4 protein-coding genes and 1 pseudogene (2 of these 5 only partly in view) are annotated in these 2292 nt (G+C 71.8%); all 5 read right to left on the reverse strand.

From position 1 onward, the window contains the following. A protein-coding gene (locus NT132_RS08750; RefSeq protein ID WP_297787497.1) for a cation diffusion facilitator family transporter crosses the window boundary here: on the reverse strand, positions 1 to 308 show its start. It extends 565 nt beyond the left edge of the window; 308 of the gene's 873 nt are visible here — the first part of the coding sequence; it begins with the start codon at positions 306 to 308; the stop codon falls past the left edge of the window. Positions 309 to 375: 67 nt separating this feature from the next. Beyond that, entirely contained in the window at positions 376 to 1062 is a 687-nt protein-coding gene (locus NT132_RS08755) for a cation transporter (RefSeq protein WP_366940385.1), read from the reverse strand. Then, positions 1059 to 1403: a metalloregulator ArsR/SmtB family transcription factor gene (locus NT132_RS08760; protein WP_297787501.1), complete on the reverse strand. Its 345-nt coding sequence runs from the start codon at positions 1401 to 1403 to the stop codon at positions 1059 to 1061. Before NT132_RS08760 ends, NT132_RS08755 begins: the two co-directional genes overlap by 4 nt. Before the next feature lie 92 nt (positions 1404 to 1495). Beyond that, the gene (gene rdgB, locus NT132_RS08765; protein WP_297787503.1) at positions 1496 to 2101 is read right to left on the reverse strand and encodes an RdgB/HAM1 family non-canonical purine NTP pyrophosphatase; all 606 of its coding nucleotides are present in this window, start codon (positions 2099 to 2101) and stop codon (positions 1496 to 1498) included. After that, positions 2098 to 2292: pseudogene (rph, locus tag NT132_RS08770) on the reverse strand (ribonuclease PH); it runs 532 nt beyond the window's last position. Before rph ends, rdgB begins: the two are co-directional and overlap by 4 nt.

The following is a 2292-nucleotide window of genomic DNA, read 5'->3' on the forward strand; positions in this document are numbered from 1 at the left end:
ACCACCGAGACGCCGAGGAGGATGACCCCGTTGACGAGCGCGCCGAAGACCTCCGCCCGCTGATAGCCGAAGGTGCGGCGATCGTCCGCGGGACGTGCGGCCACCGCCCCAGCGACGAGCGCGATGACGAGCGCCGCCGCATCCATGAGCATGTGCGCGGCGTCGGCGAGGAGCGCCAGCGAGCCGGAGAAGACCGCGCCCACGACCTGCACCAGGAACACCACCGAGGTGATCGCGAGCGACACCGCGAGCAGGCGACGGGTGGACCCGTCACGGAACCCGGATGCTGCGGGGGCGTGGTCGTGCATGCCGCCAGGTTACGACCTCACAGCGAGCCGCGGCGCGCATACGTGCAATCGGGAACGAGACCCGTTCTCAGCTCAGGTGAGGGTCGTGATGCTCGTCGTCAGCGTGGTCCTCGTGCTCGTCCTCCATGAGCATGCCGACCGAGGTGGCGCAGGCATCCCCCTTCCATGCCTCGATACCCTCACGGACGGCGAACACGGCGATGACGAAACCGGCGACCGAGTCCGCCCACGCCCAGCCGAACAGGGTGTTCAGCAGCAGGCCGACGAGGACGGCGCCCGACAGCAGCGCGCACAGCATGGTCTGCGTGGAGTCGGCGATCGCCGTCGCCGAACCCAGCTCACGCCCGGTGGCTCGCTCGAGCAGCGACGCGACGGGCATGACGACGAGGGACACCGCCGCGACGATGATGCCGACCGTGGAATGCTCGGGCGCCATGACCCCGGTCAGGGTGAGCACCGCCGACACCGAGACATACGCGGCCAGGGCGAAGAATGCCACGGCGATGACGCGGAGTGTCGGGCGCTCCCAGCGCTCGGGGTCGCGCCGGGTGAACTGCCAGGCCACCGCCGCCGCCGACAGCACCTCCACGACCGAGTCGAGGCCGAACCCGATGAGCGCGCCGGACGACGCCGCCGTGCCCGCCGCGATGGCGATCACGGCCTCGATGACGTTGTAGGCGATCGTGAACGCGACGATGAACCGGATGCGCCGCTGGAGGACGGCACGGCGCTCCCGCACCACGGTGGCCGTCACGCGCAGCATCCCGGTACGTCGCACGAGGTGTTCAGGCGGGGTGCGCCCTCATCGACGGCGAGCACGACTGAGACCAGTTCGCGCAGCGCCTTGGACAGGTGCCCGTCGGCGATCTCGTACCGGGTCCGCCGCCCCTCCGGTGAGGCGACGATGATGCCGCAGCCGCGCAGGCACGCCAGGTGGTTGGAGACGTTCGTGCGCGTCAGTCCCAGCTCCCGGGAGAGCACAGCGGGGTAACCGGGGGCGTCGAGCAGCGCGAGCAGGATGCGGGAGCGGGTCGGATCGGCCATGGCCCTGCCGAGACGGCTCATTGCATCGAGACGGGAAGCAATGGTCAGCATGCAATGACCATACAGCGGACACTGACCATTCGCGACCCGGGGTGACCGGCGCGGTCACGCGCACGGCGGACGATTCGCGGCCCGCTCTCCGGTCACAGTCCGCGCAGCAGCGGCAGCAGCTCCTGGAACGCGCGGGCGCGATGCGACGCGCGGTTCTTCTCCTCGGCCGACCACTCCCCGACGGAGCGCTCCGCATCCGCGGGCTGGCCGTCCGGGATGAAGACCGGGTCGTAGCCGAAGCCGCCGGCGCCGGATGCGGCGAGGGCGAGGCGTCCCGGCCAGACACCGGCCACGACGTCCTCGGCGCCGTCGGCGCGCACGAGTGCGATCGTGGAGACGAACTGCGCGGCGCGGTGCGGGTCGGCGATGTCGGAGAGCTGGTCGAGGAGCAGGTCGAGGTTGGCGCGGGCGTCCTTCCGGTGCCCCGCCCAGTAGGCGGAGAACACGCCCGGGGCGCCGCCCAGCACATCCACGCAGATGCCGGAGTCGTCGGCGAGCGCCGGCAGCCCGGTGTGGGCGGCCGCCGCGCGGGCCTTGATGAGGGCGTTGGCGGCGAAGGTCACGCCGTCCTCGACCGGCTCCGGGCCGTCGTAGCCGACGACCTCGAGGTCGGGGCGTGCCCGGCCCACGATCGCCTGGAACTCCTCGACCTTGTGGGCGTTGTGGGTCGCCAGCACGACGCGAGCGGGTGTCGTCATGCGGCACCCTCGGCGAGTGCCGCGGTCTGCAGGTCGCGGAGGTCCGCGGCCCCCGCGACACCGAGCTCGAGCAGCGCGTCGAGCTCGCGCTTGTCGAACGGCGCGCCCTCCGCGGTGCCCTGCACCTCGACGAACAGGCCGCGGCCGGTGACGACGACGCTCACGTCGGTCTCGGCGCGCACATCCTCGAC

The sequence above is a fragment of the Microbacterium sp. genome, assembly GCF_026393345.1.
Lineage (GTDB): Bacteria > Actinomycetota > Actinomycetes > Actinomycetales > Microbacteriaceae > Microbacterium.